Genomic DNA, 6,450 nt, shown 5'->3' with positions numbered 1-6,450 from the left:
TTCGGCGTGCAGTTCGAGGTCACCTCCTATCCGCAGCGGGCGATCGCCGCCCGCCTGCGGTGCGAACGCCCGCACGGCCAGGTCGCGCGCCAGTGGTTCGGCGACGGCGACATCGTCGCGCTGCTGCCGCTCGGCGGGATGGCGGGGAACTCGGTGGCCCTGGTCTGGTCTGTGCAGGAGGCGCGCGCGGACGAGCTGCTGCGCATCCCGCCCGAGGAATTCCAGGCGCGGCTGCAGGCCGCCTGCCACGACGCACTGGGGCGCATGACGCTCACGACGGACCGGATGGCCTGGCCGCTGCAGCGCGCGCAGGCCGACCGCTGGTGCGGGCCGGGCTGGGTGCTCGCCGGGGACGCGGCGCACAACGTGCATCCGCTGGCCGGCCAGGGCCTGAACCTGGGCCTGGCTGATGTGGCCGCCCTGGCCGGCGTCATTGCCGCGCGTGAGCCCTGGCGGCCGCTGGGTGATGAGCGCCTGCTGCGCCGCTATGCTCGCGCGCGCCTCGCGCCCACGCTCGCCATGGGCGAGCTGACCGACGTGCTGCAGCGTCTTTTCGCGCATCCGTCGCCCGCGGCACAAGGCCTGCGCAACCGCGGGCTGGACGCCTTGAACCAACTTGCCCCCGTCAAGCGTTGGCTCACCCAACGTGCCCTCGGGCTCTGATCCCTCTTTCTGAAGTCTGACCATCGTGCTGAAGCGCTCCTCCCTGTCCGCCCTCTTGCTCGCCGTGCTGAGCCTGCCCGCCATGGCCAACGAGGCCGCCATCCGCAAGGCCTTCACCGAACGGCTGCCCACCCTGAAGGTCGACGAGGTGCGCCCCGCTCCCATGCCGGGGCTGTGGGAGCTGCGCATTGGCAACGAGATCCGCTACACGGACCCGACCGGCAGCTTCATCATCGAAGGCGAGTTGATCGACCTGAAGTCGCGCAAGAACCTCACCGAGGAGCGTGTCACCCAGCTCAACCGCGTGGACTTCGCGAGCCTGCCTTTGAAGGACGCCATGGTCTGGAAGAGCGGCAGCGGCAAGCGTCGCATCGCCGTCTTTGCGGACCCGAACTGCGGCTTCTGCAAGCGCTTCGAGCGGGGCCTGCAGGAGATGAAGGACGTGACCGTCTACACGTTCCTCATTCCCATCCTGGCTGGCGATTCGGCCGAGAAGTCGCGATCGATCTGGTGTGCCAAGGACAGCACCAGCGCCTGGCTCGGCTGGATGCTCAAGGGGGAGATGCCGCCCAAGTCGGCACCCGGCTGCGATGGCGGCGTCATCGAGCGCAATCTGGCCCTGTCGCGCAGGATCCACGTGAACGGCACGCCGGCCATCGTGCTGGAAGACGGCAGCCGCATCCCGGGCGCCGTCAGTGCCGCGGAGCTCGAGAAGCGCCTGCAGGCCCTGAACGCGCCGGCTGGCAAGTCCTGACCTCATGAGCGCTGATCCAAGCCGGCTCGCGCACCGCCTGGGCTACGCCGGCCTGGCACCGCTGGTGCTGGGCTGCGCACTGATCTGGCTGATTGGCGATCGCAATCTCGACCAGCACGCCTTTGTCAGCCTGGCGTTGTCCGCCTATGCGGCCCTGGTCATCGCCTTTCTCGGCGGCATCCACTGGGGGCTGTCGTTTGCCCGCGGCATGCCGGGGCGGCTGCCGCTCGCCTGGGGCATCGTTGCGGTATCGCTGGGATGGCTGGGCGTGCTGATGTCGCCCTACGCCGGACTGGCCTTGCACGGGGGGGTGTTCATTGCGTGCTACGCGATGGACCGGCGCCTGTATCCGCAGCTCGGCGTGGCCGGCTGGCTGACGCTGCGTTTCCGGCTCACGGCCGTGGCGGCCCTGTGCTGCTTCCTGGCCGCCGCGGGCAGTTGATGACTGCGCCGCGCTACCGCATCGAGCTGGCCGACCTTCCGGGCCATCGCTGTCGCGTCACGCTGACCCTGCCGGCACCGGCCGCCGAGCAGGATTTCAGCCTGCCGGTGTGGATCCCGGGCAGCTACCTGGTGCGCGAGTTCGCCAAGCACCTGAGCGGGCTGACGGCCCGCCAGGGGAGCCAGGCGCTGGCCGTCGAGCAGCTCGACAAGGCCAGTTGGCGTGTGCGCTGCAGCGGCCGTGCGGCATTGGTGCTCAGCTACGACGTCTACGCCTTCGACGCCTCGGTGCGTACCGCGTGGCTGGACAGCGAGCGCGCCTTCTTCAACCCCAGCAGTCTGTGCCTGCGCGCCCACGGTCGCGAAGCTGCGCCGCACCGCATCGAGCTGGCCGGCACGCCGAGGGGGTGGCGGGTCGCGACCGAGATGCGCGCGCAGGGTGGCGGCTACGAGGCGGCGGACTACGACGAGCTGCTGGACCATCCCTTCGAGATCGGCCCGCATTGGCAGGGAGAGTTCCAGGCGGCCGGTGTGCCGCACCGCATCGTGGTCGCGGGCGCCTGGCCCAGTTTCGATGGCGAGCGCCTGCTGGCCGACGTGCAGCGCATCTGCGAGGCGCAGATTGACTTTTGGGGTGGCGCGCCCTTCGAGCGCTACAGCTTCCTCCTGTGGGCCGTGGACGATGGCCATGGCGGACTTGAGCACCGGGCCAGCACGGCGTTGATCTGCGCCCGCCGCGAGCTGCCGACGGCTGCAGAAGGGGCGGCCCCCAGCGACAACTACACGCGACTGCTGGGCCTCTTCAGCCATGAGTACTTCCATGCCTGGAACGTGAAGCGGCTGCGCCCGTCAGAGTTCGCGCGCTTCGACTACCAGTGCGAGAACTACACGGAGCTGCTGTGGTTCTTCGAGGGCTTCACCAGCTACTACGACGAGCTGATGCTGTGCCGCGCCGGGCTCGTCGATGCAGGGCGCTATCTGAAGCTGCTGGCTTCCTCGGTCAACGGCGTGCTGGCCTCGCCGGGCCGTCGCGTGCAGCCCCTGGCCTCGGCCAGCTTCGAGGCTTGGACCAAGTACTACCGGCCCGACGAGAACAGCCCCAACACGACGAGCAACTACTACGCCCAGGGCGCACTGGTGGCGCTGTGCCTGGATCTGAGCCTGCGTGCGCGCAAGTCCAGCCTGGATGTGCTGATGGCCAAGCTGTGGAAGGCCAGCGCTGGCGGGCCTGTCAGCGAGGTCGACATCCTGGTCGCCGTGCGGGCCCTGGGGGGCGAGGAGATTGGTACCCAGTTGCACGCCTGGGTCCACGGCACGGTCGAGCTGCCGCTGCGCGAGTTGCTCGGTGCCGCGGGCATTGACTGGCGCGAGGAGGGCCGACAGACCGTCGCGCAACGCCTCGGGCTGCGGGTGCGAGAGAGCGCGCTGACGGGCATCACCGTCACCCACGTGCTGAGCGGTGGTGCCGCCCAAGCCGGCGGCCTCAACGCGCGCGACGAGGTCATCGCCTGCAACGGCTGGCGACTGCGTCGCCTGGACGATGTGCCGGCCCTGCTGGCGGCCGGCGACACCCGGCTGCGCCTGCTCGTCAGCCGCGACCAGCGCCTCGTGGAACTGGACGTCGTGCTGCCTGCGCCTCGGCCGGCCAGCATCGCGCTGGCTCTGACCGAAGGCGCGCACGCTGCACGCCGGCGCTGGCTCGGCAACTAGGGCTGCCGCCACGGGCGCGGCCGACCGCCGTCGTGTTGACAGGCCCCGGCATGAAGTCCGCCCGGCCCCCGGTCCTGCTGGTGCTGGCCGTGCTGGCGCTGCACCTGCTGCTGGGCCGCGAGGTGCAGCGCATCCAGGACGGCTGGGTCCGCGACGAGGCGACGCCCAGCCCGGCGCGCATGCAGGTCGAGTTCGTTCGGGAGATGGTCCTGCAGGCGCCAGCCGCGCGTACCGCGTCGCCGCCCCGGCGCGTGCCCAGCCAACAGGCCCTGCCTGGGGCTGCGCCGGCTGCCTCACAGCCGGCGTCCCATCCCGCCTCGGCGCCTGAGCCCACGCCCGTTCCCGAACCCGTCGTCGAAGCGGCCTCGGAGCCACCTGTGGCCGCCCCGTCCGCCGCCCCGCCCGTCGCCACGGCCGCAGCCGCCACACCGGGTGAGGAGCCCGGTCCCGAGTGGCCCTTGTCCACGCGGCTGAGCTACGTGCTGAGCGGCAATTACCGCGGGCCCGTTACGGGCCAGGCCCAGGTCGAATGGCTGCGCAAGGGCCGGGACTATCAGGTCCATCTCGACGTCGACCTCGGCCTGGTGGCCCGGCGCATGAGCAGCCAGGGCCGGCTCACGCCCGAAGGCATCGCGCCGCAACGCTATGACGAGGAGACCAAGCTCATCCTCGTCGACGCCCGCCGCAGCAGCGTGCTCTTCCAGGGCGGCGAAGTGCAGCTCGCGACCGGCAAGCGCGAGCCGGCGCCTCATGGCAGCCAGGACTCGGCCAGCCAGTTCGTGCAGCTGACCTGGCTCTTCCTGACCGGCCGCGAGCCGCTGCAGGCTGGGCATGTCGTGCGCTTCCCGCTCGTGTTGCCGCGCCGGCAATACGCCTGGCAATACGAGGTGGTGGGCGAGGAACTGCTCGACACCCCGATGGGGCCCGTCGCGAGCTGGCATCTGCGGCCCGGCCGCGGCGCCAGCGGCGGCGACCTGACGGCCGAGGTCTGGCTCGCCCCGGCGCTGCAGTATCTGCCTGTGCGCCTGGTCATCCGTCAGGACGCCGACACCTACATCGATCTCATGCTCAAGCGCGCGCCGCTTCAGGCCGCGCCAGAATCCACCGATCCTTCCAGGAGACCCACACCATGACCTATGAATGCATCATCACCGCCGTCCACGGCGACGGCCCGCGCAAGACCGCGCTCATCACGCTGAACCGGCCCAAGGCGCTGAACGCGCTGAACGATCAGCTGATGGACGAGATGGGTGAGGCCTTGCTCGCCTTCGACGCCGACGATGGCATCGGCTGCATTGTGCTGACGGGCTCGGACCGTGCCTTCGCGGCCGGCGCCGACATCCCGACCATGCTGCCCCACACGTTCGCGACGGCCTTCAAGAGCGGCCTGATCTCCAAGAACTGGGAAACCATCCTGCAGGTGCGCAAGCCCGTCATCGCTGCAGTCGCTGGCTTTGCGCTAGGCGGCGGTTGCGAGCTGGCGATGATGTGCGACTTCATCATCGCGGCCGATTCAGCCAAGTTTGGCCAGCCTGAGATCAAGCTGGGCATCGTGCCCGGTGCCGGCGGCACGCAGCGCCTGCCGCGCGCCGTGGGCAAGAGCAAGGCCATGGACATGCTGCTGACGGCGCGCATGATGGGCGCTGCGGAGGCCGAGAGCGCCGGCTTGGTGTCCCGCGTGGTGCCCTCGGCCCAACTGCTCGAGGAGGCGCTCGCCGCGGCGGAGACGATCAACGGCTTCAGCGCGCCGTCGGTGATGCTCATCAAGGAACTCGTCAACCTGGCCTACCAGGGCCCCCTGACGGATGGCGTCGCTGTGGAACGCCGCTATTTCCATGCGCTGTTCGGCAGCCATGACCAGCGTGAGGGGATGGAGGCCTTCCTGGCCAAGCGGGCTCCCAACTTCGAGCACCGCTGACCTGGTGGTTTTGTGGCTCAACGGTGACTTGTTAGGGGGGATTGTTTGCGTGAGATAAATAGTTACTTCCAACCAACCTAGTGTTTCTACCGAGGCTGGTTGCCTACAGTTCTGGCCATGGACACCGCGGTCGCGATGTCCGGAGTGACCCCAAAGCAGGACGTTCCTGCCAGACACTGAAGGAGCCCGTCATGAACAAGCTGTCCACCCTTTTCGCCGCCATCGCCCTCGTCGCTGTCGGCGCCGCCTCGGCCCAGACCACCACCCCGCTGACCCGCGAGCAAGTCATCGCCGATCTGGTCGCTGCTCGCAACAGCGGCGAACTCGCCGCCATCCAGGGCGAAAAGGGCATCGAAGTGACGACCCCGGCCTCCGCCAAGGCTGCCGCCGTCGCCACCACCAAGCTGCCCCGCCAGGCGGTGCTGACCGTCAAGCCGACCGAAGTGCGTGTCGACGAGAAGACAGCTGCTGCGCTGGCCGCCGACCATGGCGAGAACGCCGCCCGCGAGCTGGGCGACTTCCCGGCCCGCATCACCCGCCCGGCCACCGGCCTGGCCGCTCGCTGAAACAAAGCGGTTTCAAACCGATGAAAGGCGACCCGCAAGGGTCGCCTTTTTGTTGTCAGCATTCCTAGAATCCGCGGCCCACCAGACAACCGGGCGTTGGAGACAAGATGGGAATGCAAAGGATGTGGGTGGCCGGCGCTCTGCTGGCAGCTTCGTTGAAAGCGCTTGCGGCCGGCCCCGTGGTCGGCGTGAGCTGGTCCAACTTCCAGGAAGAGCGGTGGAAGACCGACGAGGCCGCGATCAAGACCGAACTCGCCCGGCTGGGCGCGAGCTATGTGAGTGCCGATGCCGGCGGCTCCCCCGAGAAGCAGATCGGCGACGTCGAGTCGCTGCTGGCCAAGGGCGCCAAGGTGCTCATCATCCTGGCGATGGACAAGGACGCCATCCAGCCCGCGCTG

The 6,450-nt window shown here is 69.2% G+C and carries 8 protein-coding genes; all 8 read left to right on the top strand.

All coding sequences use genetic code 11. The annotated features are described in order from the left end of the window. A partial coding sequence (locus VGF12_RS05630; protein WP_331175062.1) for an FAD-dependent monooxygenase occupies nt 1-663 on the top strand: 663 nt, incomplete at its 5' end. A gap of 25 nt (nt 664-688) precedes the next feature. Beyond that, the gene (locus VGF12_RS05625; RefSeq protein WP_331175061.1) at nt 689-1,417 is read left to right on the top strand and encodes a DsbC family protein; all 729 of its coding nucleotides are present in this window, start codon (nt 689-691) and stop codon (nt 1,415-1,417) included. Nucleotides 1,418-1,421: 4 nt separating this feature from the next. Further along, nucleotides 1,422-1,859 carry a DUF3429 domain-containing protein gene (locus VGF12_RS05620; protein WP_331175060.1) on the top strand — a complete coding sequence of 146 codons (438 nt, stop codon included), beginning with the start codon at nt 1,422-1,424 and terminating at the stop codon, nt 1,857-1,859. Next, the gene (locus tag VGF12_RS05615) at nt 1,859-3,568 is read left to right on the top strand and encodes a M61 family metallopeptidase (RefSeq protein ID WP_331175059.1); all 1,710 of its coding nucleotides are present in this window, start codon (nt 1,859-1,861) and stop codon (nt 3,566-3,568) included. Before VGF12_RS05620 ends, VGF12_RS05615 begins: the two co-directional genes overlap by 1 nt. Before the next feature lie 50 nt (nt 3,569-3,618). Continuing rightward, on the top strand, nt 3,619-4,701 hold the full coding sequence (locus VGF12_RS05610) for a DUF3108 domain-containing protein (protein WP_331175058.1): 1,083 nt from the start codon (nt 3,619-3,621) through the stop codon (nt 4,699-4,701). Beyond that, nucleotides 4,698-5,486 carry an enoyl-CoA hydratase gene (locus VGF12_RS05605; protein ID WP_331175057.1) on the top strand — a complete coding sequence of 263 codons (789 nt, stop codon included), beginning with the start codon at nt 4,698-4,700 and terminating at the stop codon, nt 5,484-5,486. Before VGF12_RS05610 ends, VGF12_RS05605 begins: the two co-directional genes overlap by 4 nt. A 191-nt stretch (nt 5,487-5,677) precedes the next feature. Next, complete coding sequence (locus VGF12_RS05600; protein WP_331175056.1) at nt 5,678-6,052, top strand: DUF4148 domain-containing protein; 375 nt, start codon at nt 5,678-5,680, stop codon at nt 6,050-6,052. A gap of 113 nt (nt 6,053-6,165) precedes the next feature. Continuing rightward, on the top strand, nt 6,166-6,450 hold a 285-nt coding region (locus tag VGF12_RS05595; RefSeq protein ID WP_414710013.1), incomplete at its 3' end, for a substrate-binding domain-containing protein.

Origin of the sequence: Roseateles sp. (genome assembly GCF_036404855.1) — a bacterium.
Classification (GTDB): Bacteria; Pseudomonadota; Gammaproteobacteria; order Burkholderiales; family Burkholderiaceae_C; genus Pelomonas.
This window is presented reverse-complemented; position numbering and strand designations above follow the sequence as displayed.